Source organism: Microbacterium sp. 10L49, from assembly GCF_056395125.1.
In genome coordinates this window covers 1-26,647 of record NZ_JBFTIW010000001.1, presented here as the reverse complement: position 1 = coordinate 26,647, position 26,647 = coordinate 1, and the positions used below count along the sequence as shown (strand labels likewise).

Genomic DNA, 26,647 nt, shown 5'->3' with positions numbered 1-26,647 from the left:
TGTCATCGGTCATAGTCGGCTCCCAACGTGGCCAGCATCTCGTCGGTCCAGTGCTCGGCCGACCAGCGCAGGGTCAGCTCGCCGAGCGGCTCCAGCTGTTCGAAGCTCAGCGCCGCATGCCGGTACAGCTCGAGCACGGAGAGGAAGCGCGCCACCACGATCCCGGGCTCCACAGCCCCCGCCACGATCTCGCGGAACGTCACGGATTCGGCGCTGCGCAGCAGCGTGACCACGATCGCGGCCTGCTCGCGGATGCTCACGAGCGGCGCATGCAGGTGGTCGAGGCCGACCGTGGGGATCTCCTTCGGCGCGAACGCGAGCAGGGCGAGCGTGCCGAAGTCCGCGGCGCTGAGCGTCCACACCAGCTCCGGCGTGCGCGCACGGTGCTTCTCATCCAGCCGCACCGCGCGGGCGTGGCGCCGATCCTCGTACTGCAGGCTGCGGGCGAACCAGGCGGAGACCTCCTTGAACGCGCGGTACTGCAGCAGGCGCGCGAACAGCAGATCCCTGGCCTCCAGGAGCGCGACGGACTCCGCATCCACGAGCTCGCCCTGCGGCAGGAGCCCGGCGACCTTCATGTCGAGCAGGGTCGCCGCGACGACGAGGAATTCGCTCGTCTCGTCGAGATCCTCGTCGGGGCCGAGCTCGCGCAGGTACGCGATGAACTCGTCTGTGACCTTGCTCAGCGACACCTCGGTGATGTCCATCTCGTGCTTCGAGATGAGATTCAGCAGCAGGTCGAACGGCCCGTCGAAGTTCGACAGGGAGACGCGGAACCCGGAGGCGACCTCGGGGACCGATCCGGGCTCCGCCGTCTCCGGCGCGAATGCGTCCGAGTCAGGCGACGGCGCCACGGGCGACCAGCTCCCGGGCCAGTCGCAGGTACGCCTGTGCGGCGGGATGCTCCGGCGCGAACTCGGTGATCGGCACGCCCGACACCGAGGCGTCGGGGAACTTGACGGTGCGCCCGATCACGGTCTCCAGCACATCGTCGCCGAACGCCTCGACCACGCGCTCCAGCACCTCGCGGGAGTGCAGAGTGCGCGCGTCGTACATGGTGGCGAGCAGGCCGTCGAGCATGATCGACGGGTTCAGCCGGTCGCGCACCTTGTCGATCGTCTCGATGAGCAGGGCGACGCCGCGCAGCGCGAAGAACTCGCACTCCAGCGGGATCAGCACGCCGTGCGCAGCGGTGAGCGCGTTCACGGTGAGCAGACCCAGCGAAGGCTGGCAGTCGATCAGGATGACGTCGTACTCCCCCGCGACCTGGCGCAGCACGCGCGAGAGGATCGTCTCGCGGGCGACCTCGTTGACGAGGTGCACCTCGGCGGCCGACAGATCGATGTTCGCGGGGATCAGGTCGAGACCCTCGACGTGGGTGTGCACGATCACTTCGCGCGGATCGCGCTTGGTATCCAGCAGCAGGTCGTAGACCGTCGGGATGTCGTGGGTCGGGATCCCGAGGCCTGCCGACAGCGCGCCCTGCGGGTCGAAGTCGACGGCGAGCACCTTACGGCCGTACTCGGCGAACGACGCGGCGAGGTTGATCGACGTCGTGGTCTTGCCGACGCCACCCTTCTGGTTGCAGAGGGCGATGATGCGCGCGGGGCCGTGAGCCTTCAGCGGAGCGGGGATGGGGAAGCCCTGGTAGGGACGCCCGGTCGGCCCGATCGGGGTGTCGTCCTTCGTCTTCTTCGCCACGTTTCTCCTGCTCGTCGTGCTCGAACGATCATAGCCGCCGACGAGGTTCCGGCTCCGGCTCCACACGCCGATCCGGCGGTATCAGCGGCTGCGCATGCGCTCTTTCGCGGCTGCGATCAGTCCGCCGAAGAGGCCGGGATCCTCATCGGTCTCGGGATGCCACTGCACTCCGACCGCGAACCGATCACCCTCGCCCTCCATGGCCTGCAGCACGCCATCGGTGTCGTGCGCGACCGGGCGATAGCCCGGATGCTCCGCGACGGCCTGGTGATGGTGCACGGGGACCGTGATCTCGGGCGCCACCAGGTCCGCCACCCGCCCTTCGGCATCGATGCGCACCGCAGCCGAGCCGTACGACGTCGGCCCTCCCCCGTGCTCATCGTGGCCGACCACATCGGGCAGGTGCTGCACGAGGGTCCCCCCAGCGGCGACCGCCATCACCTGCATGCCGCGGCAGATCCCGAGCAGAGGCAGGCGGATCCGCTCCGCTTCGGCGAGCAGCGCGAGCTCCCACGCGTCGCGGTCGTCGTACCAGCGCACCACACTCGGATCCGGTTCCTGCCCGTATCGGGCCGGGTTCACGTCGGCGCCGCCCGCGATCAGGAGCCCGTCCAGGCGTGCGAGCACGTCGCCCGCGGCGCCCGCCGCCGCGACCGGGGGCAGGAGCAGCGGCACGCCGCCCGCGCGCTCGATCGAGCGCGCGTAGTCGCTCGGCAGGAGGTCGGCCTCGACCTGCCGCCAGGTGCCCCAGTCGGCGGCCTGGCGGTAGGTCGTGAGCCCGATGACGGGGCGCGTGTCAGTCAAAGTCCGAATCCAGCGGCGTGACGTACGCGTTCGAGAGGCCGCCGTCGACCAGGAAGTCCATCGCCGTGATGAAGCTCGACTCGTCGCTGCCGAGGAACGCCACCGCATTCGCGATCTCCTCGGGCTCGGCGAAACGCCCCATCGGCACGTGCACGAGCCGGCGCGCGGCGCGCTCGGGGTCCTTCGCGAAGAGCTCCTGCAGCAGCGGCGTGTTCACCGGGCCGGGGCAGAGGGCGTTGACGCGGATGCCCTTGCGGGCGAACTGCACGCCGAGCTCGCGGGTCATCGCGAGCACGCCGCCCTTGGAGGCCGTGTACGAGATCTGCGACGTCGCGGCGCCCATGATCGCCACGAACGATGCGGTGTTGATGATGGATCCTTTGCCCTGCTCGAGCATGTACGGCAGCACCGCCTTGCAGCAGTAGTAGACGCTGGTGAGATTGACGTCCTGCACCAGGTTCCAGGCGTCGATCCCGGTCTTGAGGATAGAGTCGTCGGACGCGGGCGAGATCCCGGCGTTGTTGAAGGCGATGTCGATGCGGCCGTAGGTGTCGTGCGCGACCTTGAAGAGGTTCTCCACCTCGGCCTGATCGGTCACGTTCACCCTGACGAACACGCCGCCGAGCTCCTCCGCGATGCGGGGGCCGTTCGCCTCGTCCAGGTCGCCGATGACCACCTTCGCACCCTCCGCCACGAACTTCTTCGCCGTCGCCAGTCCGATACCGCTGCAGCCGCCGGTGATGACACCGACCTTGCCTTCGAGCTTTCCCATTCCTGTGATGCCTTTCGCTGTGTGGGGAGGAGTTCAGTACGTCGTCGAGATGAAGACGTTCTTCACCTCGGAGAAGGAGTCCGGCGCGTCCGGTCCGAGCTCGCGCCCGAGCCCGGACTGCTTGAACCCGCCGAACGGGGTCCAGTAGCGCACCGAGGAGTGCGAGTTGATGGAGAGGTTGCCGCTCTCCACGCCGCGGGCCACGCGCAGGGCGCGGCCGATATCGCGGCTGAAGATGGATCCGCTCAGGCCGTACTCGGTGTCGTTGGCCTTGGATATCGCGTCGGCCTCGTCGCGGAACGGCATGACGGCCAGCACGGGGCCGAAGAGCTCCTGCGCCCACACCGGGTCGCTCGCGCTGCGCGGCAGCACCACGGCGGGAGCGAGCCAGAACCCGCCGTCCCAGTCCGCGCCCTCGACACTCCGCCCGCGGAACGCGATGTCGGCGCCGTCCAGGTGCGCTGCGACCGCGTCCCGCTGCCGCGCCGAGACCATCGGTCCCATCTCCGCGTCCTCGGCGGAGGGATCCTTCACCCGGAACGCCTCGACGGCGGGCTGAAGCAGCTCGAGGAAGCGTTCGTAGACGTTCTCCTGCACGAGGATCCGAGAGCGGGCGCAGCAGTCCTGCCCTGCGTTGTCGAGACCTCCGCCCGGGGCCGCCGCGGCCGCCGCCTCGAGGTCCGCATCGTCGAAGACGATGTTCGCGTTCTTGCCGCCGAGTTCGAGCGTCACGCGCTTGATCTGATCGGCGCAGCCGCGCATGATCCCCTTGCCCACCTCGGTGGATCCGGTGAAGCACACCTTGCGCACGAGGGGGTTCGTGACGAACCGGTCGCCGACCACGCTGCCCTTGCCCGTGATGACGGTGAACACGCCCTCGGGCAGCCCGGCCTCGAGCGCGAGCTCACCCAGGCGCATCGCGGTGAGCGGAGTGAGCTCGGCGGGCTTCAGAACCACCGTGTTGCCTGCGGCGAGCGCGGGGGCGAACCCCCAGCCGGCGATCGGCATCGGGAAGTTCCACGGCACGATGATGCCGACCACGCCGAGCGGTTCGTGGAAGGTGACGTCGATGCCGCCCGCCACGGGGATCTGCTTGCCGTAGTGCCGCTCGGGGCTCGCGCTGTAGTAGTTCAGCACGTCGCGGACGTTGCCGGCCTCCCAGCGCGCGTTGCCGATCGTGTGGCCGGCGTTGGCGACCTCGAGCGCGGCGAGTTCGTCGATGTGCGCCTCGACGACGCTCGCGAACGCACGCAGCAGCCTCGCGCGCTCGCCCGGGGCGATCGCCCGCCACGCGGGGTATGCGCGATGGGCGCGCTCGATCGCCGCATCGGTCTCGGCGAGGTCCGCGAGCCCGACCTCCCCCACCGGGTGTCCGGTGGCGGGGTTCAGCACGGTGAAGGCGCCGGCCGCGCCATAGCGGGAAGAAGGGATCCTCATGCCCACAGCCTTTCGAAGTCTCCGATGAACCTGTTCACAGCCGCTCGAAGCCGCGGCGCAGCTCCCAGTCGGTGACCGCCGCGTCGAAGGCGGCGATCTCGACGTCGGCGTAGTTCACGTAGTGCCGCACGACGTCCTCCCCGAACACCTCGTTCGCGATCGCGGACTGTGCGAGGGCCTCGCGCGCCTCGTGCATGGTCGACGGCACGGTCGGCGCTCCGGACTCGTACGCGTTGCCCTTGGTCTCCGGCTCCAGCGTCAGCTCGTGCTCGATGCCGTACAGACCGCCCGCGAGCATGGCCGCGAGCCCCAGGTACGGATTCATGTCGCCGCCGGGAAGACGGTTCTCCATGCGCGCGCCCGCGCCGCGGCCGACCAGGCGCACGGAACTCGTGCGGTTGTCGATGCCCCAGGCGACCGCCGTCGGTGCGAACGAGCCCTTCACGAATCGCTTGTACGAGTTGATGTTCGGCGCGTAGAAGAGCGTGAAGTCGCGCATGGTCGCCAGCACGCCGGCGATGAAGTGGTCGTACAGCGCTGTGCGGGCACCGCGCTCCGCATCCCAGAACACCAGGGCGTCATCGTCCTTGCCCCGCAGCGACATGTGCACATGGCAGGAGTTGCCCTCGCGCTGGTTCGGCTTCGCCATGAACGTGATCGACTGGCCGTGCTGGCGGGCGATGTCCTTCGACGCCGTCTTGTAGAACGCGTGGTTGTCGGCCGTGGTGATCACCTCGTCGTAGAGGAACGCGATCTCGTGCTGGCCGAAGTTGCACTCCCCCTTCGCCGACTCCACGTTCAGCCCCGAGGCGTACATGGTGTTGCGGATCTCGCGCAGGAGCGGCTCGACGAGAGTGGATCCGAGGATCGAATAGTCGATGTTGTAGCGGTTGGCCGGCTCCAGATCGCGATAGCCGGTGTCCCACGCCCGGTCGTACGGCGTGTTGAAGATCACGAATTCGAGCTCGGTGCCGGCGAGGGCCTTCCAGCCGTGAGCGGCCGCGCGCTCCGTCTGCGCCCGCAGGATCTCGCGCGGCGAGACTCGCACGGCGTCGCCGTTCGTCCCTGCGAGGTCGCACTGGATCATGACTGTGCCAGGACGATGCGGCAGCAGCCGGATGGTCGCCAGATCCAGCACGAACTCCATGTCGCCGTAGCCGTCGGCCCAGGAGGCGTGCGCGTAGCCGTCGACCGTGTTCATCTCGACGTCCACGGCGAGCAGGTAGTTGCAGCCCTCGGTGCCGTGCCCGAGGACCGAGTCGAGGAAGAAGCGTGCGTGCAGGAGCTTGCCTTGCAGCCGCCCCTGCATGTCGGTGAACGCGAGGATCACGGTGTCGAGCGAGCCGTCGAGGATCCGCCCGCGCAGCTGCTCGACGGTGAGCATCCGGTCGTTGCGGACGGGGACAGTGAGGTCGGAGGAGGTCATGTGCAGCGGTGTCCTTTACTTCAGAAGGCCCTTGAGAAGCGCGGCAGTGGCGTCGCAGTGCGCGGTCATGATGTCGCGGGCCCGGTCGGCGGAGCCGTCCAGGATCGCCGCGACGATGGCGCGGTGCTCGGTCTCGGAATGGTCGATGTTGGTCTTGAGGAAGGGGATCTCGGCGAGCAGCTGGTGGATCCGCACCTGGACGGCGCTGCAGGAGCGCGCCAGCTCATCGGATCCGCAGACCGTCGCGATCGCCAGGTGCAGCCGAGCATCCGCCTGCCGGTAGTCGGCGGGGGTCTCGGCCGCGGACAGGTCGGCGAGGCTGTCGGTGAGGAGCGTGCGCTGCGCAGCATCGAGGTCGGTCAGGGCCGCGCGATACGCGGCGCCCGGTTCGATGACGGAGCGGAACACGATGACGTCGTCGATCTCGGCACGTCGCGGCGGGGTCTGGTCTGTCGGCCACTGCTCCGCGGCCGGGAGGACGACGGTGCCCCCTCCGCGCCCCCGGGTCGTCGTGACGAGCCCGGCGGCGCGAAGGGCGCTGATGGCCTCTCTCAGGGTGGCGCGGGAGACGCTGAGCTTCTCGGCGAGCTCACGCTCGCCGGGCAGCTTCGTCCCCACCCGGAAGATCCCGAGCCTGATGGCCGATCCGAGCTGCTCCACGCAGCTCTCGAAGGCCATGTGGCCGCGGACCGGGTGCAGCGCCGCATCCACCAGAGGAGAGTCCATCGCGTCCGTCATGTCCTGATCATTCCTCCAGGAGCTTGTCCGGTGCGACCGTGAGGTGCTCGGCCTCGACGCTGGATGCCATGAAGTCGCGCTTACCGTAAGCGAACCACAGGGCGGTGGCCAGGAGCGCCACCACGATCACCGCGATCGGTGCGTAGTTGAACGTGTCGATCGTGACCGGATTCACCGGGGGAAGCACGAACAGGATGATGATGACGACGACCCACACGACGGCGATCCAGCCGACGATCGTGCTCCACCGCCCGAGGTTCCACGGTCCCGGCACAAAGCTCTTGTCGAGGCGCCGCAGGAACACCGGGGTCACGTACGCGATGTACAGACCGATGACGGCGATCGAGGTGACCGCGAGGTACGCCGTCAGGTTCCACATCGCGGGGATCGTGAGGATGATCGACAGGACCACGCAGAGCCAGATCGAGTTCGTCGGGGTTCCGGTGCGCTTGTTCACCTTCGCCCAGAGCCGCGACCCGGGGATCGCGTTGTCGCGTGAGAACGCGTAGCTCATCCGGGAGTTGGCCGTGACGGAGGCCATGCCGCAGAAGAACTGGGCGCCGCAGACGATGAAGAGCAGGAACTTCGCCATCGTCGGGTTGTTGAGCGCGTCGAGGAAGATCTGCGCCGGTGGCAGGCCCGTCGCGCTGCCGAGCAGCTTCTCGATGCCCTTGTCCGAGGAGTCCTGGATGGCCGCGGTGATCGAGTACAGCAGGATCCAGCCGCCGATGATCGAGATCACGACGCTCATCACGATGCCCTTCGGGGCGGCGATGGAGGCGTTCTTCGTCTCCTCCGCGACGTGGGCCGAGGCGTCGTATCCGGTGTAGGTGTACTGCGCCATGAGCAGGCCCATGAGGAACACGTACGGGGCGAACGACCAGCCGGTGCCGTTGTAGAAGCCGGTGAAGGTCCAGCCGGCCGACTGATGCTGGGTCGGCATGATCCACAGCACCGCGACGATGATGAGCACTCCGACGATGTGCCACCAGGCCGAGACGTTCGAGAGCAGGCTCACGATGTTGACGCCGAAGGTGTTGAGCAGGCCATGGATCACGATCAGGACGACGAAGAGCCCGAACGTGTTGAAGGGGTTCACCTCCACGCCCCACACGAGGTTGGCGAACGCCATCATCGTGGTCGCGGCGCCGAAGTCGATCGCGGCGGTGACCGCGACCTCGCCGAGGAAGTTGAACCAGCCGACGGTCCACGCCCACTGGCGCTTGTTGCGCTTCGCGAGGCGGCCGGCCCAGAAGTAGAGCCCGCCGGCGGTCGGGTACTTCGAGCACACCTCGGCCATCGCGAGCGCGACCATGAGCACGAAGACGCCGACGAGCGGCCAGCCGATGTTGATGGCGGACGGTCCGCCGGACTTCAGGGCGATCGCATACGAGGTGATGCACCCCGCGAGGATCGAGATGATCGAGAAGGAGACGGCGAAGTTGCTGAACCCCGACATCCCTCTGTGCAGTTCCTGCTTGTAGCCCAGGGCGGCCAGGGCTGCGGCGTCGTCGTCGATCGGGTGTGAGTCGGGCGCCTTTGTCGATTCGCTCATGGAGTGCTGCCTGCTTTCAGTGGAGGGAGCGTGTGCAGCGATTCTGGCGACTCGGATCAGCCAGTGTCAATGGTCTGACTTCAAACCATTGAAAATGTCACCTGCCGGAAACATGAGCTGCGCTCAGCGTGCTCGCGGATGCGCCGTGACGTAGACGTCACGCAGGGTGTCGACCGAGACATGCGTGTAGATCTGCGTGGTCGCGACCGAGGCGTGCCCGAGAAGCTCCTGCACGACGCGCACGTCGGCGCCGCCCTGCAGCAGGTGGGTCGCGAAGGAGTGCCGGAGCGTGTGCGGCGACACCTCCGCGGTGATCTTCGCGCCTTCGGCGGCGGCGCGGATGATCAGCCAAGCGCTCTGACGGCTGAGCGGCGCGCCACGTGCGCCGAGGAACAGCTTCGCCGACGCGCGCCCCTTCGCCGCGAGCGCCGGACGCACCCTGGTGAGATACGCGTCGACCGCGGCCCTGGCATACGAGCCCACGGGCACGATGCGCTCCTTGGACCCCTTGCCCCGCAGCCTCAGCAGCTCGCCGTGCGCGAGGTCGTCGACGTCCAGCGAGACCGCTTCTGAGACGCGCGCGCCCGTGGCGTACAGCAGCTCGAGGAGGGCACGGTCGCGGACCCCGATCGGATCCTCGGCCGACGGGGCGCTGAGCAGCCGCTCGACCTGGTCGATCGTCAGCGCCTTCGGCAGGCGCCGAGGCTGCTTCGGCGGACGCAGGCGCGCGCTCGGATCCGCGTCGGCGATGCCCTCACGGGCGAGGAAGCGATGCCAGCCGCGCACGGAGGACTGCAGTCGGGCGAGGCTCGATGCGGCCGGTGGCGGTTCGGAGCTCGCGCGCTCCGCGACGAACGCGGCGACGGTCTCTGCGGTGATCGCCTCGGTGTCGGTGATCCCCTGCGCGCCCAGCCACGTCAGGTATCCGTCCAGGTCGCGCCGGTATGCGGCGAGCGTGTGCCCGGCAAGCCCCCGCTCGATCGTCACGTGCCGGAGATACGCGTCGAGCGCCCGGTCGAGCTGCACCTCAGGCTCCGCGGCTCTGCCGCCCCGTGGACGACAGGCGCCGTTCGGCCGCCAGCACGCCCACCGCGAGGATTCCGTTGCGCAGCCGTCCGGCCAGCACTCCATCAGCGGCCTCGTGCAGCGGCACCCAGGCGAGCCGGATGTCGGCCTCCTCGTCCGTGCGCGCGAAGGTCTCCCTCGCCGGGCTCAGGCCCGTGGCGAGGTAGATGTGCACGATCTCGGAGTTGCTGCCCGGTGTCGTATAGGTGGAGACGAGCGGCTCCCACCCGGTGGCCACGAGATCCGCCTCCTCGGCGAGTTCGCGCCGCGCGGCGTCCATCGGATCCTCACCCACGACGTCGAGCAGTCCGGCGGGCAGCTCCCAGTCGCGCTGACGGATCGGGTGCCGGTACTGCTGGATGAGCAGCACCCGCCCGTCCTCGTCCATGGCGACGACTGCCGCGGCGCCGGAGTGATCGATGTACTGCCGCACGATCTCACCGCCGCCGTAGCGGACGCGATCCTCCCGGATCCCCCACACCGCGCCGCGATAGACCTCGGCGCTGGCGAGCACCTCGGCCTCGAGCGGCTCGTCCCGCGGCGCGGCGGTGGGGTCGGTCACGTCAGTCCTCGTCGTCGAACAGCTCGCTGGAGCGGTGCCGCTCGATGGCGGCGCCGACGAGCCCGCGGAACAGCGGGTGCGGCTCGGTCGGGCGCGAGCGCAGCTCGGGGTGCGCCTGGGTGGCGATGTAGAACGGGTGCACGTCGCGCGGCAGCTCCACGTATTCGACGAGGTCGAGCTCGGGGTTGAGGCCGGAGAACGAGAGCCCCGCGTCCGCCAGGCGGTCGCGATAGGCGTTGTTCACCTCGTAGCGGTGGCGGTGCCGCTCCGAGGCCTCGGTCGCACCGTAGAGCTCGGCGGCGAGCGAACCCTCGCCGAGCGCCGCCTTGTACAGCCCCAGGCGCATGGTGCCACCCAGGTCGCCGCCGTCGAGGATCTCGACCTGCTCAGCCATGGTCGCGATGACCGGCTCGGCGGTGTCGGGGTCGAACTCGCTGGACGAGGCACCCTCGATCCCGGCGACGTTGCGGGCGTACTCGATGACCATGCACTGCAGTCCCAGGCACAGTCCCAAGGCCGGGATGCCCTGCTCACGGGCGAAGCGCAGCGCCCCGAGCTTGCCCTCGATGCCGCGGATGCCGAAGCCGCCGGGCACGCAGATGCCATCGACGTCGGCGAGCGCCTTCGCCGCCCCCTCAGGGGTCTCGCAGGAGTCGGACGGGATCCAGCGGATCTTCACGGCGACCTCGTGTGCGAAGCCGCCGGACTTGAGCGCCTCGGTGACCGAGAGGTAGGCGTCGGGCAGGTCGATGTACTTCCCGACGAGGCCGATCGTGACCTCGTGCTTCGGGTTGTGCACCGCCTGCAGCACCTTCTGCCACCGCGACCAGTCCACATCGGTGGCCTTGCCGAGCCCGAGCGCCTCGACGATGTAGGTGTCGAGTCCCTGGTCGTTGAGCATGGTCGGGATGTCGTAGATGCTGGGCACGTCGACCGCGTTCACGACCGCATCCTCGTCGACGTCGCACATGAGCGCGATCTTGCGCTTGTTCGAGTCGGTGACGGGCCGGTCGCTGCGCAGCACGAGCGCGTCCGGCTGGATGCCGATCGAGCGCAGCGTCGCGACGGAGTGCTGGGTCGGCTTGGTCTTCTGCTCGCCGGACGCACCCATGAACGGCACCAGCGACACGTGCACGAAGAACACGTTCTTGCGGCCCAGTTCATGGCGGATCTGACGCGCCGACTCGATGAACGGCTGCGACTCGATGTCGCCGACCGTGCCGCCGATCTCGGTGATGATGACGTCGGGGCGCGGCGTCTCATCGGCCTGCAGGCGCATGCGGCGCTTGATCTCGTCGGTGATGTGCGGGATGACCTGCACGGTGTCGCCGAGGTACTCGCCGCGGCGCTCCTTGGCGATGACCTGCGAGTAGATCTGGCCGGTCGTCACGTTCGCGGCCTGGCTCAGCTCGATGTCGAGGAAGCGCTCGTAGTGTCCGATGTCGAGGTCGGTCTCCGCACCGTCATCCGTGACGAAGACCTCGCCGTGCTGGAAAGGGTTCATCGTGCCCGGATCCACATTCAGATAGGGATCCAGCTTCTGCATCACGACGCGCAGTCCGCGGGCGGTGAGCAGGTTGCCGAGGCTGGCTGCCGTCAGGCCCTTGCCCAACGAGGAAACGACACCGCCCGTCACGAAGATGTGCTTGGTGGTGTCGTTGTCTGTCCGCGCGGCTGAGTTCTGCATCACGGGCTTTAATCCTATCAGCGCGATCGCCTTGCGTCACTCGCGCGACGCGCGGAGTGCCTCGTCCAGTTCCGCCGAGGTCGGAGGGTTCGCTCCTGCACGGGCCACGGTCAGCGCAGCGCTGGTGAGGGCGGCCTCCAGAGCCGCGAGCACCGCGTCGTCCCCGAGCGGCTCCCCCGCCGCGAGCAGACGGTCGGTGCCGTCATGCAGCAGGGCGTGCAGCAGCCCGGACATGAACGCGTCGCCCGCGCCGATCGTGTCCGCGACGACGACGGGACGCGCCGGACGCGCGAACCATGCGCCGTCCACGAGCGCGAGGCATCCTTCCGCCCCGCGGGTGACGACCACGAACCGCGCACCGTGCGCGGCGAGGTCGGAGAGCACCCGCTCGAGCGTCGCCTCCGGGGCGAGCCAGGCCGCATCCTCGTCGCTGAGCTTGACGACCTGGCACAGCCCGGCCAGGTCGGCGACCCGGCGCAGCACCTCGTCGCGCGCGCCGATCACATCAGGGCGGATGTTGGGGTCGAGCGTCAGGAGCGTCCCGGGCGCGGCCGCGCTGAGCGCGGCACGGACCGCCGTGGCGCCCGGTTCCCGCAGCGCGCCGATCGATCCGGTGTGCACGAGGCGGGCGCCGCTCACGTCGGGCACCGGGATGTCCCAGTCGATGTCGAACTCGTAGCTGGCCTTGCCGTCGGCATCCACGCGCGCGATCGCCGTCGAGGTGGATCCCGGCACGAGCGTGTCGGGGCCGAGCGCAACGCCGGCTTCGTCGAGGTGCGCGCGGACCAGATCGCCGTGGGCGTCGGCGCCGATCCGCGCGTGCAGGGTCGTGGGGTGCCCCAGTCGCGCGAGCCCGACAGCGATGTTCATGGGTGATCCCCCGGGGTGCGTCTCGCCTCCCTCGACGACGTCGACGAGCGCCTCTCCGATCACTGCCACCTGCTCCGTCACGCCGTCTGCCCCTTCATGTCGGCCGAACTCCCTGTGCGGACGAGGTCGCGCACTGCGCCCACCTCGAACCGCTCGATGAGAACGCTACCGCCTCGCCCCGCGATCGACGCGCCCGCGTCGTCGCGCTCGGGCAGCAGATCGGTGATCGTGCGGGTGCCCCCGGACGCGAACACCTCGATCGCGTCACGATCGAGCCAGATGACCAGTTCGATGCGCCCGTGCGCACCGATCCGCACCTGCTCGATGCTGGCGAATCCGTCGGGCATCGTGTCGGCGGCGAGACGTCGATCCAGCCACAGGATGCCCTCGGCCGCCGAGTACCCCACGATCGAGGTGTCGCCCAGGTTCAGGTCGAAACCGTCGGCTCCGTCCAGACGGACGCACACATCGATCCGACACCGATCCGGCAGTTCGCCGATCAGTTCCACCGGCCCCTCCGCCCGCACGTCGGCGCGCGCGACGATCGTCGCGACCTCCGGCCCGATCGCCTCCTGACGCAGTCGCACCCGCCCATCCGCGCGGACGAGGGACAGCCGGCGCGCGAGCGCCATGGCACCGCGCTGCGGGGATCCGACGTCCACGGGGAGGAGCCCGGCGTAATCCCAGTTGCTCATCCACGCGACGAGGATCCGCTCCTCATCGGGAAGTCCGGAGAACGTCACCCCGGCGTAGAAGTCCCGCCCGTGGTCGAGCCAGTCGCATGCCTCGAGCTGAACACGGCTGTTCTCCCACCCCTCACCGGGTGCCGCCGGGGGGATCGGCTCGTCTGCGACGAAGCGCACCCCGTCGAAGAAGCCGATGACGTACTGCGTCCCGGATCCCCCGGCGATGCCACCGGGGTTGAGGCTGATCAGCAGCACCCAGCGCACCTCGGAGGGATCGCCGTCGACCGCGAGCGGGAACAGATCAGGGCACTCCCACACACCCCCGGTCGCCCCACGCGGACCGTAATCGGACAAGTATGCCCAGGTCTTCAGATCGTCGGAACGGTACAGCACGACGCGGCGTTCGACGGCCTCGACCGCGACCATCACCCAGTACTCGCCCGCCGGCCCTGAGTAGCGGAACACCTTCGGATCCCGGAAGTCGGCAGACCCCCGGTCCAGCACCGGGTTGCCCTCGTACAGGCGCCAGCTGCGCCCGCCGTCCAGGCTCGAGGCGATGCCCTGTGCCTGATGGCGCGCGACCTGGTCGGCGAGCGTGAACACCGCGACGAGGGGCGGCGTCCCCGCAGCGCCGAGGCCACTGGTGTCGTGCTCGTCGAACACGACCGAGCCCGAGAAGATCTCGTGCTCGTCCGTGTAGCGGATCGCGACCGGATGCTCCTCCCACCGGACGAGATCGGTGCTGGACGCGTGCCCCCAGCTCATGAAGCCGTGGGTCGCGCCCTCGGGGTTGTACTGGAAGTAGAGGTGGTACCGGCCGCCGTGGAACACGAGCCCGTTCGGGTCGTTCATCCAGTTGCGTGCAGGACGGAAGTGCATGAGCGATGGGGTCACGGCGATTCTCCGGGGATGCTGATGACGGCGGTTTTCCTCACGACCGGATGCGGACGTCGAGGGAGACGAGTTCGGCGGCGCCGCCGTTGACGAAGAAGCCGATGCGCTCGCCCGCGCGGCGGTGCAGACGGGTGCTCAGAGCGACCCGACGATCGATGACCGCGACGAGGATGTCGCCGTCGGCCGCGATCTGCACATGGTGGCGCCCCGGTGCCAGCGGGCAGGGGCGTTCGAGGACGAACGGCACGTCGCCGGAGATCTGCCACTGCTCGCCGCCGGTGAGGGCTCGTGGCCAGCGGTCGAAGACGACCCGATCGCGTCGTGGCTCCAGCCGGATCGCTCCGGCCTGGTCGCCGTCCGCAGTGGCGCGCACCAGCAGCCCGACCTCTTCCACGCCGGCCGCGATGTCGATCTCGGCGGTCAGCAGATACGAATCGGGCAGATCCGCATCGCCGATGAGCTGGGCGAACCGGTCCGCGCCGTACAACGACGCCGGCAGTGCGGAGAATCCGGACGCGACCGGCACCGAGAACGATGCGGCGAACTCGTCGGGAAGACGGAATGCGAGAGTCCCGTCCGGATCCTGATCGGCCTCGAGCACCGCCATCGTGCCCGCCCACTGCCACGCCCCGTCATCCGAGCCGCCCTCGCGGGTCGAGATCCAGCCGACGAAGAACCGCCGTCCCTCGCGCTCGACGGTCTTGGCGGCATAGAAGGCCCGCGCGTCGATCGTGTCGTGCTCGGGCGTCAGCCAGGGCCCGCTCGGCGACCGCGCCATCCGGTAGCGGGTGCAGAACGCATCGGAGAACTCGGAGTACACCAGGTACCACCAGTCCCCCCAGCGGAACACGTCGGGGCACTCGTGCGCGATGTACCGACGGGGATCCCAGAACGGCCGAACCGGAGTCCACGACACGAGATCCGTCGACGTCAGCTGCGCGATCGTTCCGCGCCGCCGTTCCGGACCGTCCTCGTGACGAGCCGCGACGAGCATCCGCCACACGTCGCCATCGCGGAACACGAAGGGATCCCGCCAGTCGCCGGTCTCATATCCTTCGGTCGCGCCGAAGGTGTGCTCCGGGTGCTTGCCCCAGTCGCGCAGGCCGTCCGCGCTCGTCGCATGGGCGACCAGCTGCCGCGGGCGCCCATCCGTTCCGACCCGACGAGGGTTCTGCGCCGTCGAGAAGAGGTGCGCGACCCCGTCGTCGTCGAGCACGACCGAGCCCGTGTAGACGTTGAAGTCCTCCGCGTCCGGACCGCCGCTCGGCACGGCGAGCCCGTGATCGACGAAGTCCACGAAGTCGGTGGTCGTGACCAGGTGCCAGGGCATTCCCGTGCTCGGCACGGCGCGATCCTCGTACAGGTACCAGAGATGGAAGACGCCGTCCTGCTGGAACGGGATGACATCGCCCACCCAGGCGCCCTCGGGGCGGAAGAAGACGGGGGCGGCGCTCATCGGGAGGAACCCGCGGTGACGCCGGCGATGAAGTAGCGCTGGGCGACGATGAACAGCAGCACGCTCGGGATCATCGACAGCACGACTCCGGCCAGCACGACCGAGATCGAGCCCGTGCCGAGGTTTCCCTGCAGTCCGACCAGGCCGAGCGGCAGGGTGAAGGTGCTCTGATCCTGCAGGAAGATCAGGGGTCGGTAGAACTCCGCCCAGAACCCGGAGAAGTTCAGGATCGCCAGCGTCGAGATCGCCGGCGCGGCCATCCGCGCGTACACGTGGAAGAACACACCGAACTGCGTCGCCCCGTCGATCCGCGCCGCTTCGCCGAGCTCCCTGGGCATCTGCATGAAGTACTGCCGCATCAGGAAGGTGCCGAATGCGCTGCCGAGCGCCGGGACGATCAGCGAACCGAGCCCGTCCTGAAGTCCCAGTGACTTCACGATGAGGAACACCGGGATGATGATCGTCTGCAACGGCACCATCATGGTCGCCAGGAACGCGCCGAAGATCAGATTCTTGCCCGGGAAGGAGATCATCGCGAACGCGTACCCGCTCAGGGTGCAGGTGATCGTCTGGCCGACCACGATCAGCAGGGTCACGATCGTGCTGTTCAGGAAGAACTGCCCGATCGGGATCTGGTCGAACACCGCCGCATAGTTGCTGAAGTCGGCGTTGAACGGAATCCACTGAGGCGGGTTGTTGAACGCCTGCGAGGGCGACCGCAGCGACGTGGTCAGCGTCCACAGCAACGGGCCGAGGGCGAACACCGCGGCGACGATCAGGGCGACGAGGCCGGCGATCTTGCCGACGCTCCAGGAGCGGTCCCAGGGACCGCCGCTGCGGGACCGCCGGCGGCGGCCCGTCACGATCAAGGATGTCGCGCTCATTGGTAGAACACCAGCTTCCGGGAGGCGAGGAACTGGATCCCGGTGATCGCGAGGATCACCAGGAGGAGGATGATCGCGATCGCCGAGGAGTAGCCGAACTGCAGGTTCTGGAACCCGGTCTGGTACATCGAGATCGTCGCGGTCGTGGTGGCCGTGCCCGGCCCGCCCTTCGTCATGATGAACGGCTGGTCGAACAGCTGCATCGCGTTGATGAAAGCGATCACGGCGGCGAACAGGATCGTGGGACTGATCAACGGGATCTTGATCCGGAACAGCGTGCGCAGCGGACCCGCACCGTCGATCGACGACGCCTCCAGCACGTCCGTGGGCACCGCCATGAGGGCGGACACGAACAGCACGAAGGTGAAGCCGACCTGCTGCCAGACCACGATCAGCACGATCGTCACCTGGGCGCCGAAGGGGCTGGTCAGCCACGGCACGTCCGACATCCCGAGGAGGCCGAGGTAGTAGTTGATGGCGCCGAACTTCGCGTCGAACAGGTAGCCCATGAAGATGGCGACCGCCGCCGTCGAGGCGAGCAGCGGAAGGTAGAACGCCGTGCGGAAGAAGGTCCGCCCGAAGGTCGAGGTGCGCTGGTTGACCAGCACCGCCAGGAACAGCCCCAGTGTCAGCTGGAGGGCGACGATCGCTATCGCCATGACGGTCGTCACGCCGAAGGACTGCAGCACGGGACCGTCGGTGAAGAAGCGCTGGTAGTTCTCCAGCCCCGCCCAGGTGGGCGGGGAGATGACGTCCCAGTGGAAGAACGACAGCCCGAGCGAGGCCAGGATGGGGATGAACGTGAACACCGTCACGAACAGCATCGACAGCGCGATCATCGCGTAGCCGAACATCCCCTCCCGCCGGGCCGCCCGGCGCGCACCAGGGCGGCGGACGGCCCGGGGAGGCTTCACCTCGCCCGGCGACACACGCAGTGCTGCGTGCGGAATGGAGGTGGTCGCGGACATCAGCTGCCCTTCGCCACCTTCTCGAGGTCGGACTGCATCGCGTCGAGCGCCGCCTTCGCATTCCCCGAGGAGATGGCCTCCGTCGTGCGCTGGTTGAGGGAGGTCGCGAGCGCGTTGTAGTACGACGGCGCCGAGATGGGGACGGAGCCGTCGAGCTGGTCGTAGAAGACCTGCCAGTTCTTCGGGCCCGTGCTCGCGTACCGCTCCGCGGTCATCAGCGACTTGCGCCCTGTCGTGGTGATGTTGCCCGGGAACATGATGTCGAAGGTCTCCGCCTCGATCATCATCTTGATGACCTCCCAGGCGGCGTCCTTCTTCTTAGACGATTCGAAGATCGAGTACCCGCCGGTGCCGAACAGCGACTTGTTGCTCTTCCAGGTCGGGAACGCCTGCACTTCGAAGCTGCCGTCCTTCATGCCCGCGTTGTGCAGACCGCCCGCCCAGAACCCTCCGCCGATCGTCATGCCGATGCGGCCGGACGAGAACAGCCCCTGGAGGGTGCCGCCGCCGCCCACGTCGGGTGAGGGCGAGTAGCCGGCCTTCTGCAGGTCGATGACGTACTGCAGCGCCTCGATCGCGGCGTCGGAGTTCGCCGTCGGCGCGCCCCATTTCCATCCGCCCTGGCGTCCTTGGATGCTCTTGTCGCCCGCCTCGTAGGCCTTGCTCCAGAGCCAGTCCCCGCCGCCGTACTTGCCCTCTTCGATGAGGTTCCCGTTGTTGGCGTAGAGGAAAGACGTCCAGCTGCCCCAGAGGCGCACCACCCAGTCGAAGGGAAGGATGTCGCCGCCGAGCTTCGAGATCTTCTCGGCGGTGGAGTGGAAGTCGTCCATCGTCCAGCCCGCGGCCGGCGCCGAGGCCCCCGCCTTCTGCAGCACGTCGGAGTTGTAGAACATGCTGCCGGCGTTGAAGCTGTCGGGCATGTTGTAGAGGTGCCCGTCGACCATCATGGCCTCGATGAGCGCCGGGTGGATGTCGTTGAAGTAGCTCGACTTCAGGGTCGACATGTCCTTGGTGACATAGCTGTCCAGCGGCGTGATGAGCTTCTTGCCGACCATGAGCTGCAAGCCCTCCGTCGCGACGCTCACGATGTCGGGAGCCTGTCCCGAAGCGATCAGGGTGAGCACCTTGGCGAGGAAGTCGTTCCAGTCCTTGCCGTTGATCGCGCTGACCTTCAGCGAAAGGTCCTTGTCGATCTTCTTGACCTTGGGTTGGAGGGCGTTCTGCAGGGTGGTCGCCGACTTCTGATCGCCGAAGTACAGCATGGTCAGGGTGCCGGTGCTCGAACCGCCCCCTGAAGGTGCGCAGCCCGTCAGGCCCGCCCCCATGCCCAGCAGGGCGGCGCTTGCGAGGCCATAGCCTCCGAGCCGCAGAAGATCACGTCGTCCCATGACAGGTCCGAACTCGCGTGCCATCAACTTCTCCTCTCTGAGAGTGAATCGGCTTTGCGCAATCCTGCGCAGATCAACGGGTGGTGAACCGATTTATCCGACGGTAACACCTGCCGTGGGTGGTCCGCAACAGACGTTGATAAATTAATTCACCAAATGTGGCGGATCGGCTAGGTTAGAGGAACGCGAAGGAGAGGAGGCCGCCGATGTCCACCGCACCGAGACCGACGCTGGCGGACGTCGCACGGCTGTCCGGTCTGTCCAAGACCGCGGTCAGCCTCATCCTCAACGACCGTCCTTCCCGGCTGTCCGAGGATGCGGTCGAACGGGTGCGCACCGCCGCGGCGCAGCTCGGCTACAAGCCGAACCCGGCGGCGCAGAGCCTGCGCTCGGGGAAGACCCGCTCGATCGGTTTCATCTCGGATCAGGTCACGATCACCCGTTTCGCGTCGGCGATGGTGCGCGGGACCCTGCGCGCCGCGAAGGAGCTGGACCATACCGTGCTCATCGCCGAGACCGGGGATGACCCCACGCAGCTGGCCGCTGCCTTCGACGAGCTCATCGATCGCCGCGTCGACGGCGTGATCGTCGGCCTGATGGCCGCGCGCATGGTCGATGTGCCGGCGGCTCCGCGCGGCATCCCCGTCGTCATCGTCAACGGTCGCACGCCTGATGACCTGCCCAGCGTCCTGCCGGACGAGTACGCCGCGGGCCATGCGATGGCCTCAGTGCTGCTGGATGCCGGCCATACACGCGTCGGCTTCGTCGGCGACATCCCGCATGTCGCGAGCGATCCGCGCCGATCCGTCACCATCGCGCGGCGCCTCGACGGCATGCGGGACGCCTTCGCCGAGCGCGGCATCGCCGGTCCGGTCGAGGTCGTCCTCGAGAACTGGACGACGGCCGACGGTTTCGTGCAGACCCAGCGGATGCTGGACGCCCACCCGGACCTGACCGCGATCATCGCAGCCACCGACGGTGTCGCCTTCGGCATCTATCAGGCGCTGAGCGAGCGCGGCCTGCGCATCCCCGCGGACATCTCCATCGTGTCGTTCGACGACGAGGATCTGGCCTCGCTGGTCCGTCCAGGTCTCACCACCGCACGGCTCCCCTACGAGCAGATGGCGCGAGTCGGCGTGGAGATGCTGCTCGGCGAGCGCGATCTGGCGCACGAACTCCTGCCGATGCCGGTAATCGTGCGCGACTCGGTGCGCGACCTGCGCTGACCTGCCGGCGCGTCCTCCGCAAAGACCTCGGGCTCAGTCCTCCCGCAGCGCGAGCAGTTCGCGCGCGTGCTCGAGGGCGGCGCCCGAATCGGCGAGACCGGACAGCAGCCGCGCCATCTCGGCCTCGCGATCCTCGCCGTCGAGGCGACGGACGCTGGAGGCCGTGACCTGTCCGTCGTTCGCCTTCACGACGCTCAGGTGATTGTTCGCGAAGGCCGCCACCTGGGCGAGGTGCGTGACGGCGATGACCTGCGAGGTGCGCGCCAAGCGTGCCAGGCGCCGGCCCACCTCGATTGCCGCGGCACCGCCGATGCCGGCGTCGACCTCGTCGAACACGAAGGTCGGGACCGGATCCGTGCCGGCGATGACGACCTCGATCGCGAGCATCACACGCGACAGCTCGCCGCCCGAGGCGCCCTTCGCGACGGATCGCGGATCCGCCCCGGGATGCGGGGCGAGCAGGATGGCGACGTCGTCGCGGCCGTGCGCGCTCTCGGCTCCCTCGGTGACCGCGACGACGAGACGGGCATCCGGCATGGCGAGGGCGTGCAGCTCCTCGGTCACGGCGGCACCGAGCCGGCCGGCGGCCTCCGTGCGCGTCGCCGTGAGCGCCGCGGCCGCCTCGTCGAGGGCCGCGCGGGCGGCGTCGCGCTGGACGGTGAGCCGTTCGATGTGGTCGGAGTCGTCATCGAGCTCGGCGAGCCGCGCGGATCCGGTGTTCCACAGGTCCAGTGCGGCGTCGAGCGTCCCATGGGCGCGGACGAGGCCTGCGAGAGCCGCTCTGCGCTCCTCGACCGCCGCCAGCTCATGCGGCCCGGACTCGTCGAGATCGGCGAGGTAGCCGCTCAGCTGCGCAGCGATATCGGCGGCGCGGTAGCCGATCTCGGCGATGCTCTCGGCGATCGACGTGAGCTCGGGATCGCCCGCTCGCTCCAGCGCACGCCGTGCTTCGGCTGCCAGCGTCGTGATGTCGTTGTCGCCGTCCTCGTCCGACAGCGCCGCCCGGGCGAGGGCCGCGGACTGGCGCAGCTCCTCGGCGTTCGCGAGGCGCTCGGCGCGCTCGGCGAGCGCGTCGTCCTCCCCCGGCTGTGGATCGGTGGCCTCGATGAGCGCCAGCGCTTCGCGAAGGTCCTCGGCCTCCCTCCGACGCCGCTCCTGGTTGCCGCTGATCTCCTCGAGCTGGGCCGACAGGGTGCGCCAGCGCTCCCAGGCGGCCTCGTACTCGGTCCTGACGACCGCGATCGCGGATCCGCCGAAGCGGTCCAGCGCGTCTCGTTGCGCGGCGGCGGACCGCAGGCGCAGCTGTTCGGACTGCCCGTGCACGACGACCAGATCGTCTGCGAGGTCGGCCAGCACCCCGGCCGGGGCCGCGCGCCCGCCGACGCTCGCGCGGCTGCGCCCCTCGGCGCTGAGCGTGCGCGAGACGTACAGCTCGCCGCGCTCGTCGTCGTAGGGTTCGAGCTCACCTCCGGCATCGGCGACGGTGTCCGCGACGGATCCCCTCGTCGGCACGATCCACACTCCGGCGACGGAGGCCTGCGCCGCGCCCGCGCGGACGGCGCCGGAGTCCGCCCTGGCTCCCAGCAGGAGTCCGAGACCCGTCACGACCATGGTCTTGCCGGCGCCGGTCTCACCGGTGATCGCGGTGAATCCCGGCCCGATCTGCAGCACCGCCTCGGCGATGACTCCGAGATCCCGCAGGCGCATCTCCTCGATCACGACTCGGATCCCCTCCAGCCGGAGACCGGCAGCTGGAACTTGCGCACCAGCCGGTCCGTGAACACGCTCGGGTGCAGCCGCGCCAGGCGCACCGGACGCGAGGACCGGCGTACGATGACGCGCGCGCCGCGCGGAAGCTCGTGCGAACGCCGCCCATCGCACCAGAGGATCGCGGTGCCGTCGTTGCGGTCCAGCAGCTCGATCGCGACGGGTGCGCCGGGTGCGACCACGAGCGGTCGCGCGAACAGGGCATGGGCCGACAGCGGCACCACGGCGATGGCTTCGACACCCGGCCAGATCACCGGTCCGCCCGCCGAGAAATTGTATGCGGTCGCCCCCGTCGGGGTGGACACGACCATGCCGTCGCAGCCGAAGCTCGTCAGCGGGCGCCCGTCGATCTCGACGACCACCTCGATCATCCGCTCGCGACTCGCCTTCTCCACCGTCGCCTCGTTCAGCGCCCAGGTGCTGTAGACGACGGATCCATCGGCGTCCTTCACGCGCACGGCGAGCGCCATGCGCTCCTCCACGGAGTAGTCGCGGTCGATGACGCGCGCCACGGCGGCGTCCATGTCGTCGCGCTCAATCTCGGCGAGGAAGCCGACGTGGCCCATGTTGATGCCGAGGATGGGTGCGGTGCCGTCGCGCACGAGCTCGGCCGCACGCAGGATGGTGCCGTCACCGCCCAGCACGATGGCGAGCTCGATGTCCTCGACCGGGATGTCCGATCCGAGCACGTCGAGGTCGGCGAAGAACTCGTCCTCGGCCGTCAGCTCGGCACGGTCGTCCGCCGACATCACCGGTCGGGCCCCCGCGCCACGGAGCGCGGAGACGACCCGTCGGGCGGCTTGCACGGTCTCATCGCGGCGTGCGTGTGCGACGACGAGGATCCTGCGCTCGTTCATCGGCCTCCTGCCATCTCGTCGATCGTGCTCATCCATTCTGTCGGATTGCCTTCCGAGCCTCGGGAACGATCCCCCGCTCGCAGATGCACCAGGTACTCGACGTTGCCATGCGTGCCGAGAATCGGCGACGGCAGCAGACCGCGGACGCCGAACCCCTGATCCCACGCGCTCCACAGCACACGGGCCACCGCGTCGGCACGGATCGTCGGGTTGGTCACGAGCCCGCCTCGCACCGCCGTGCGCCCCACCTCGAACTGGGGCTTGATGAGCAGCACGACGTCCGCCTCGGGCGCGGCCGTGATCGCGATCGCGGGGAGCACGAGCGTCAGGGAGATGAAGGACAGGTCACCGACCACGAGGGACGGCCTCAAGCTCTCCCCGGTCGCGGCGGCCAACGCCTCCGCATCCATGTGGCGGACGTTGAACCCCTCCACGGCGATCACGCCAGGGTCCGCCCGGACCGACGCCGCGAGCTGCTCATGCCCCACGTCGACGGCGAGGACCCGCCGTGCCCCGCGCTCACGCAGGACCTGGGTGAAGCCGCCGGTGGACGCACCCATGTCCAGAGCGACGGATCCGGAAGGATCGAGGCCGAATCCGTCCAGCGCGGCGATGAGCTTGTGCGCGCCGCGGCTGACGTAATGATCGGCCCCGGCCACATCGATCACGTCGCCGTCTTCGACCTTGGCGGACGCCTTGACCACGGGTTTCCCGTTCACTGTGACGAGACCGCCGTCGATGAGCGTGGCCGCGTGCGTGCGAGACCGCGCGAGACCGCGCTCTGCGAGTGCGGCATCCAGTCGGGCTGTCATCCGCGATCGGGGCCCGGTTGCGCGGACGCGGCGACGCGCGGCGCGCTCTCCAGCCGACGTGCCAGGTCGTCGTGCAGAGTCTGGTAAGCGGCGGCGCGAGAATCCAGCGGCTGCCCTTCGATCAGGCGCAGCCGACTCCAGAGTCCGTCCGAAGGATCCGGTTCCGTGTTCTCGCTCACCCTCTCAGCCTACGGCGAGACGGCGACGTTCCGACGGATTACGGGCGGTGGAACGGATCTGCGTACAGGCGTTCGGGCACGCGGAAGCCGAAGATCTGCCGGCCGGTGCGCCAGATCGCCTCGGCGCCAGCGCGCACGAGGTCGATCGGGCGGTCGCCCTCGCTGAGGATCGTGACGTCCGGGCCGTCGACGCGGACGGACGCGCCCCGCACTGTGACGGTGTCGCCCTTGAATTGCGTCTGCGGGTACGGTTCGTCCAGTTCGCGCAGATCGCCGAGGATGTAGGTCGGACGCGATCCCTCGGCGGCAGCCAGAAGATGCTTGGGGCGGTCGATGCCTGTGAGCACCAGGACCGACTCGATGCCCGCGCGGGACGCCCCTGCGATGTCCGTGTCGAGACGGTCGCCGATGAAGAGCGGATGCTTCGCATCGAACCGCGCGACAGCCTCCTCGAAGATCGGCGTCTCGGGCTTACCCGCCACGGTCGCAAGACGACCGATCGCCGTGTGCACGGCCGACACCAGCGTTCCGTTGCCGGGTGCGACGCCGCGCGACTGCGGAATCGTCCAGTCCGTGTTCGTCGCGATCCAGGGGATCCCGCCCTCGTCCTCGGGGAGCTTCAGGGCGAACGCAGCTTCCGCCAGGTCCTTCCAGCCCACCTCGGGCGCAAAGCCCTGGACCACGGCAGCCGGCGAGTCGTCGGCACTGCGGGTGACCCGGAACCCGGCCTTGTGCACCTCGTCGACGAGACCCTCTCCCCCGACGACAAGGATCGTGGATCCGGCCGGGATCAGGCTGCTGACGAGGCGCATCGCGGCCTGCGGACTGGTGACGACCTCGTCCGGGGCGACGGACAGGCCGAGCTCCGTCAGGTGTGCGGCGACCGACGCGTCGGTGCGCGAGGCGTTGTTCGTGATGTACCCGAGGCGACGGGATGCCTCGACCTTCTTGAGGCTGTCGATCGCGTGCGGGATCGCGCCGGCCCCGGCATAGACCACGCCGTCGAGATCGGCGAGCACCACGTCGACGTCGGTCAGCGGCGTGCGCTTCTCCCGGGAGAACAGGCTCACTCGGATCGCTCCGCGTCCTCCGGCTGCTCTGCCTCGCCCGGCTCCGTGCTTGCGGGCTCGGCGCCATCCGAGTCGGCACCATCGGAGTCGGCGCTCTCGGCCTCGATATGCTCGGCCTCGACAGGCTCGTCTCCGTCGAACTCGATGCTCTCCGGTTCGTCGGCGAGGTCTTCGTAGGCGTCCTCGATGATGAGCTCCTCGTCGTCGCCATGCCCCAGGGCCGCCGACGCCACTTCGGCGCGCTCCTGCCAGAACGACGCCTCCTCGAGGCGACCGAGGTCCTCGAGCACTGCGGCACGAGCGGCGAAGAGCGCAGGGCTCCAGTCGAACGCGAGGTCGGGGTTGAGCTCGGGGATCTCGAGTTCGCCGAGTGCCAGCTCGGTCTCCCCTCGGTCCAAGCGTGCTCCCGACATCGCGATCGCCAGCGCCACGCGGGTCGCGGTCGGCAGGGCCGCGCGGTCGACGGAACGCGCCTCTTCCAGCGCGCGGTCAGGACGCCCCATGCCGCGCTCGCTGTCGACGATGAGTGCGATCTGGTCATCGCTCCCGGAGATGCGACGGTAGGTGCGCAGCTCTCGCAGCGCCAGGGCGAAGTCGCCCATGGCGTAGGCCGTGATCGCCACCGACTCGCGGACCACCGCGACGCGGCCGGCGCGACGGGAGGCCGCCAGCGCATGCAGGTGCGCACGCTCGGGATCCTCGTCGATGAGCTGGGCCGCCATGGCGAGATGACGCGCAACCTGCTCGGCGTTCTCCTTGCTGAGGGTCTTCAGCTCGTTGCGGGCCGAAGGATGCAGATCGCGGGCCGTGACGTCATCGGGAATCTCGGGGTCGCGCGGGCGGTCTGCCGCATACGTGTCACGACGGGGGCGGTCACTGTCCCGGCGCGGACGGTCGTCGCCGCCACGGTACGGACGGTCGCCGTCACGGCGCGGTCGGTCATCCCCACCACTGCGGAACGGACGATCCCCATCGCGACGCGGACGATCACCATCGCGACGCGGACGATCGACGCCACCACGGAACGGACGGTCACCGTCACGACGCGGTCGATCATCCCCACCACGGAACGGACGGTCACCGTCACGACGCGGGCGATCCGTGCGATCCGAAGAGCCCCGGTACGGACGGTCGCCGTCGCGGCGCGGTCGGTCGTCGCCCCCGCGGAACGGACGGTCACCGTCACGACGCGGACGATCCGTGCGATCCGAAGAGCCCCGGTACGGACGGTCCCCGTCCCGACGCGGTCGGTCATCGCCAGCGCGGAACGGCCTATCGGTGCGGTCGGCGGAACCCCGAGAGGGACGATCCCCATCCCGGCGGGGTCGGTCGTCCCCACCAGAGCGATAAGGTCGGTCACCGTCACCGCGAGGACGATCCGTGCGAGCGGCCGAGCCCCTGAACGGGCGGTCGCCGTCACGACGCGGTCGGTCATCGCCACCACGGAACGGACGGTCACCATCGCGACGCGGACGATCATCCCCACCAGCGCGGTACGGGCGGTCACTCTCACGGCGCGGACGGTCCCCATCACTGCGCTGCGGACGATCGCCGCGGGCAGGGCCTTGACGGAAAGAGCGCTCGGAACGGTCTCCATCGACATAGCGGCGAGACTGCCTCGCGTCGTCATCCTTGCGGTCGCGCGAGGGCTTGCCATCTTCGGCCATGTCGGGACTCCTTCCGTCGAGCATGTTAACGCAGAAAGGCCACCCTGCGTTGGGTGGCCTTTCTGTTAAAGGAAGTCCGGCGGTGTCCTACTCTCCCACAGGGTCCCCCCTGCAGTACCATCGGCGCTGTGAGGCTTAGCTTCCGGGTTCGGAATGTGACCGGGCGTTTCCCTCAC

25 protein-coding genes and 1 rRNA gene are annotated in these 26,647 nt (G+C 68.9%); 2 read left to right on the top strand and 24 right to left on the bottom strand.

Annotated elements, in window-relative coordinates:
* Positions 1 to 2: 2 nt before the first annotated feature.
* From AC1DCT_RS00130 to AC1DCT_RS00050, 17 genes are all read right to left on the bottom strand, one after another.
* A complete protein-coding gene (locus AC1DCT_RS00130; protein ID WP_440735211.1) occupies positions 3 to 854 on the bottom strand; it encodes a segregation and condensation protein A in 852 nt (283 codons plus the stop codon).
* Complete coding sequence (locus tag AC1DCT_RS00125) at positions 838 to 1,701, bottom strand: ParA family protein (RefSeq protein WP_441977059.1); 864 nt, start codon at positions 1,699 to 1,701, stop codon at positions 838 to 840. Before AC1DCT_RS00125 ends, AC1DCT_RS00130 begins: the two co-directional genes overlap by 17 nt.
* 81 nt (positions 1,702 to 1,782) lie before the next feature.
* Positions 1,783 to 2,505, bottom strand: coding sequence for a gamma-glutamyl-gamma-aminobutyrate hydrolase family protein (locus AC1DCT_RS00120; protein ID WP_477426874.1), 723 nt, complete (start codon positions 2,503 to 2,505; stop codon positions 1,783 to 1,785).
* The gene (locus tag AC1DCT_RS00115; RefSeq protein ID WP_477426873.1) at positions 2,498 to 3,277 is read right to left on the bottom strand and encodes a 3-oxoacyl-ACP reductase; all 780 of its coding nucleotides are present in this window, start codon (positions 3,275 to 3,277) and stop codon (positions 2,498 to 2,500) included. The genes AC1DCT_RS00120 and AC1DCT_RS00115 overlap by 8 nt, the downstream gene beginning before the upstream one ends.
* 33 nt (positions 3,278 to 3,310) lie before the next feature.
* Positions 3,311 to 4,714, bottom strand: a complete 1,404-nt coding sequence (locus AC1DCT_RS00110) for an aldehyde dehydrogenase family protein (protein ID WP_477426871.1) — start codon at positions 4,712 to 4,714, stop codon at positions 3,311 to 3,313.
* 34 nt (positions 4,715 to 4,748) lie between these two features.
* Positions 4,749 to 6,140: a glutamine synthetase family protein gene (locus AC1DCT_RS00105; RefSeq protein ID WP_477426869.1), complete on the bottom strand. Its 1,392-nt coding sequence runs from the start codon at positions 6,138 to 6,140 to the stop codon at positions 4,749 to 4,751.
* 15 nt (positions 6,141 to 6,155) lie between these two features.
* Positions 6,156 to 6,878, bottom strand: coding sequence for a FadR/GntR family transcriptional regulator (locus AC1DCT_RS00100; RefSeq protein ID WP_477426867.1), 723 nt, complete (start codon positions 6,876 to 6,878; stop codon positions 6,156 to 6,158).
* A gap of 7 nt (positions 6,879 to 6,885) precedes the next feature.
* A complete protein-coding gene (locus AC1DCT_RS00095; protein WP_477426866.1) occupies positions 6,886 to 8,433 on the bottom strand; it encodes an amino acid permease in 1,548 nt (515 codons plus the stop codon).
* Positions 8,434 to 8,556: 123 nt separating this feature from the next.
* On the bottom strand, positions 8,557 to 9,459 hold the full coding sequence (xerD, locus tag AC1DCT_RS00090) for a site-specific tyrosine recombinase XerD (RefSeq protein ID WP_477426864.1): 903 nt from the start codon (positions 9,457 to 9,459) through the stop codon (positions 8,557 to 8,559).
* A gap of 1 nt (position 9,460) precedes the next feature.
* A complete protein-coding gene (locus tag AC1DCT_RS00085; RefSeq protein ID WP_477426862.1) occupies positions 9,461 to 10,060 on the bottom strand; it encodes an NUDIX domain-containing protein in 600 nt (199 codons plus the stop codon).
* A 1-nt stretch (position 10,061) separates the two neighbouring features.
* The gene (locus tag AC1DCT_RS00080; protein ID WP_477427733.1) at positions 10,062 to 11,747 is read right to left on the bottom strand and encodes a CTP synthase; all 1,686 of its coding nucleotides are present in this window, start codon (positions 11,745 to 11,747) and stop codon (positions 10,062 to 10,064) included.
* A gap of 36 nt (positions 11,748 to 11,783) precedes the next feature.
* Entirely contained in the window at positions 11,784 to 12,698 is a 915-nt protein-coding gene (locus tag AC1DCT_RS00075; RefSeq protein ID WP_477426860.1) for a PfkB family carbohydrate kinase, read from the bottom strand.
* A complete protein-coding gene (locus AC1DCT_RS00070; protein WP_477426858.1) occupies positions 12,695 to 14,197 on the bottom strand; it encodes a glycoside hydrolase family 32 protein in 1,503 nt (500 codons plus the stop codon). The genes AC1DCT_RS00075 and AC1DCT_RS00070 overlap by 4 nt, the downstream gene beginning before the upstream one ends.
* 37 nt (positions 14,198 to 14,234) lie before the next feature.
* On the bottom strand, positions 14,235 to 15,653 hold the full coding sequence (locus AC1DCT_RS00065) for a glycoside hydrolase (RefSeq protein ID WP_477426856.1): 1,419 nt from the start codon (positions 15,651 to 15,653) through the stop codon (positions 14,235 to 14,237).
* Entirely contained in the window at positions 15,650 to 16,537 is an 888-nt protein-coding gene (locus AC1DCT_RS00060; protein ID WP_440735224.1) for a carbohydrate ABC transporter permease, read from the bottom strand. Before AC1DCT_RS00060 ends, AC1DCT_RS00065 begins: the two co-directional genes overlap by 4 nt.
* Positions 16,534 to 17,505 carry a carbohydrate ABC transporter permease gene (locus AC1DCT_RS00055; RefSeq protein ID WP_441977071.1) on the bottom strand — a complete coding sequence of 324 codons (972 nt, stop codon included), beginning with the start codon at positions 17,503 to 17,505 and terminating at the stop codon, positions 16,534 to 16,536. The genes AC1DCT_RS00060 and AC1DCT_RS00055 overlap by 4 nt, the downstream gene beginning before the upstream one ends.
* Positions 17,505 to 18,917 carry an ABC transporter substrate-binding protein gene (locus tag AC1DCT_RS00050; RefSeq protein ID WP_441977072.1) on the bottom strand — a complete coding sequence of 471 codons (1,413 nt, stop codon included), beginning with the start codon at positions 18,915 to 18,917 and terminating at the stop codon, positions 17,505 to 17,507. Before AC1DCT_RS00050 ends, AC1DCT_RS00055 begins: the two co-directional genes overlap by 1 nt.
* 182 nt (positions 18,918 to 19,099) lie before the next feature.
* Here AC1DCT_RS00050 and AC1DCT_RS00045 point away from each other — a divergent pair, with 182 nt between their 5' ends.
* Positions 19,100 to 20,119, top strand: coding sequence for a LacI family DNA-binding transcriptional regulator (locus AC1DCT_RS00045; protein ID WP_441977073.1), 1,020 nt, complete (start codon positions 19,100 to 19,102; stop codon positions 20,117 to 20,119).
* 33 nt (positions 20,120 to 20,152) lie between these two features.
* Here the strand turns inward: AC1DCT_RS00045 and recN are convergent, their stop codons facing one another.
* The 6 genes from recN to AC1DCT_RS00015 are packed head-to-tail and all read right to left on the bottom strand — an operon-like array spanning position 20,153 to position 25,526.
* Positions 20,153 to 21,838: a DNA repair protein RecN gene (gene recN / locus AC1DCT_RS00040; protein WP_440735228.1), complete on the bottom strand. Its 1,686-nt coding sequence runs from the start codon at positions 21,836 to 21,838 to the stop codon at positions 20,153 to 20,155.
* Complete coding sequence (locus tag AC1DCT_RS00035) at positions 21,835 to 22,743, bottom strand: NAD kinase (protein ID WP_440735229.1); 909 nt, start codon at positions 22,741 to 22,743, stop codon at positions 21,835 to 21,837. The genes recN and AC1DCT_RS00035 overlap by 4 nt, the downstream gene beginning before the upstream one ends.
* Positions 22,740 to 23,555: a TlyA family RNA methyltransferase gene (locus tag AC1DCT_RS00030; RefSeq protein WP_440735230.1), complete on the bottom strand. Its 816-nt coding sequence runs from the start codon at positions 23,553 to 23,555 to the stop codon at positions 22,740 to 22,742. Before AC1DCT_RS00030 ends, AC1DCT_RS00035 begins: the two co-directional genes overlap by 4 nt.
* A complete protein-coding gene (locus AC1DCT_RS00025; protein WP_440735231.1) occupies positions 23,552 to 23,734 on the bottom strand; it encodes a hypothetical protein in 183 nt (60 codons plus the stop codon). Before AC1DCT_RS00025 ends, AC1DCT_RS00030 begins: the two co-directional genes overlap by 4 nt.
* Before the next feature lie 38 nt (positions 23,735 to 23,772).
* Positions 23,773 to 24,804 (bottom strand): HAD-IIA family hydrolase, encoded by a 1,032-nt coding sequence (locus AC1DCT_RS00020; protein WP_477426853.1) that lies wholly within the window; start codon positions 24,802 to 24,804, stop codon positions 23,773 to 23,775.
* Positions 24,801 to 25,526: a hypothetical protein gene (locus tag AC1DCT_RS00015; RefSeq protein ID WP_477426851.1), complete on the bottom strand. Its 726-nt coding sequence runs from the start codon at positions 25,524 to 25,526 to the stop codon at positions 24,801 to 24,803. The genes AC1DCT_RS00020 and AC1DCT_RS00015 overlap by 4 nt, the downstream gene beginning before the upstream one ends.
* Before the next feature lie 6 nt (positions 25,527 to 25,532).
* Between AC1DCT_RS00015 and AC1DCT_RS00010 the strand changes: the two genes are divergently transcribed.
* The gene (locus tag AC1DCT_RS00010; protein ID WP_477426849.1) at positions 25,533 to 26,540 is read left to right on the top strand and encodes a hypothetical protein; all 1,008 of its coding nucleotides are present in this window, start codon (positions 25,533 to 25,535) and stop codon (positions 26,538 to 26,540) included.
* Between the two features lie 5 nt (positions 26,541 to 26,545).
* Here AC1DCT_RS00010 and rrf read toward each other — a convergent pair.
* A 5S ribosomal RNA gene (rrf, locus tag AC1DCT_RS00005) occupies positions 26,546 to 26,647 on the bottom strand; the annotation flags it as partial.

Coding starts and splice junctions, on each gene's coding strand:
- AC1DCT_RS00100 (WP_477426867.1), bottom strand. CDS start 6,878: ATGACGGACGCGATGGACTCTCCTCTGGTGGATGCGGCGCTGCACCCG.
- AC1DCT_RS00065 (WP_477426856.1), bottom strand. CDS start 15,653: ATGAGCGCCGCCCCCGTCTTCTTCCGCCCCGAGGGCGCCTGGGTGGGC.
- AC1DCT_RS00045 (WP_441977073.1), top strand. CDS start 19,100: ATGTCCACCGCACCGAGACCGACGCTGGCGGACGTCGCACGGCTGTCC.
- AC1DCT_RS00015 (WP_477426851.1), bottom strand. CDS start 25,526: ATGGCGGCCCAGCTCATCGACGAGGATCCCGAGCGTGCGCACCTGCAT.
- AC1DCT_RS00105 (WP_477426869.1), bottom strand. CDS start 6,140: ATGACCTCCTCCGACCTCACTGTCCCCGTCCGCAACGACCGGATGCTC.
- AC1DCT_RS00010 (WP_477426849.1), top strand. CDS start 25,533: ATGACGCGCAACCTGCTCGGCGTTCTCCTTGCTGAGGGTCTTCAGCTC.
- AC1DCT_RS00095 (WP_477426866.1), bottom strand. CDS start 8,433: ATGAGCGAATCGACAAAGGCGCCCGACTCACACCCGATCGACGACGAC.
- AC1DCT_RS00035 (WP_440735229.1), bottom strand. CDS start 22,743: ATGAACGAGCGCAGGATCCTCGTCGTCGCACACGCACGCCGCGATGAG.
- AC1DCT_RS00050 (WP_441977072.1), bottom strand. CDS start 18,917: ATGGCACGCGAGTTCGGACCTGTCATGGGACGACGTGATCTTCTGCGG.
- AC1DCT_RS00060 (WP_440735224.1), bottom strand. CDS start 16,537: ATGAGCGCGACATCCTTGATCGTGACGGGCCGCCGCCGGCGGTCCCGC.
- AC1DCT_RS00115 (WP_477426873.1), bottom strand. CDS start 3,277: ATGGGAAAGCTCGAAGGCAAGGTCGGTGTCATCACCGGCGGCTGCAGC.
- AC1DCT_RS00110 (WP_477426871.1), bottom strand. CDS start 4,714: ATGAGGATCCCTTCTTCCCGCTATGGCGCGGCCGGCGCCTTCACCGTG.
- AC1DCT_RS00030 (WP_440735230.1), bottom strand. CDS start 23,555: ATGACAGCCCGACTGGATGCCGCACTCGCAGAGCGCGGTCTCGCGCGG.
- AC1DCT_RS00080 (WP_477427733.1), bottom strand. CDS start 11,747: ATGCAGAACTCAGCCGCGCGGACAGACAACGACACCACCAAGCACATC.
- AC1DCT_RS00055 (WP_441977071.1), bottom strand. CDS start 17,505: ATGTCCGCGACCACCTCCATTCCGCACGCAGCACTGCGTGTGTCGCCG.